This is a genomic window from Methylobacterium sp. A49B (genome assembly GCF_053346215.1).
Window position 1 is genome coordinate 1 of sequence record NZ_JBKFBO010000049.1, and the last position, 329, is coordinate 329.

1 pseudogene is annotated in these 329 nt (G+C 66.9%); it reads right to left on the reverse strand.

From position 1 onward, the window contains the following. Positions 1–329: pseudogene (locus ACLBX9_RS03790) on the reverse strand (catalase); the annotation flags it as partial.

Sequence of the window (329 nt, forward strand, 5' to 3'; positions counted from 1 at the left end):
CGGCGTTCGGTGCCTGGAACACTTTGCCGTTGACCATGATGAAGTTCTGGGTCGTCCCCTCCGCATCCGGCAGGCGCTCGCCCTCGACGTCCAGCACCTTGAGGGCGAGGCCACGGGGCAGGGAGACCGCATCGGGAAGGATGTCGCCGGCGTTGGTCGACAACCGCATGTAGACCTTATGCTGGCCGGGAGTGGCGAACAGGCCCTGGGCCAGCTCGGGGGGCAGGCCCGCATCGACGGTCAGAGCCCCTTCGAGGATGCCATGCGACTTCGCGTGGACCGAGCGCACGGCATGGCCCGAATGCTCCGCGACCCGGTTCAGGATCTTA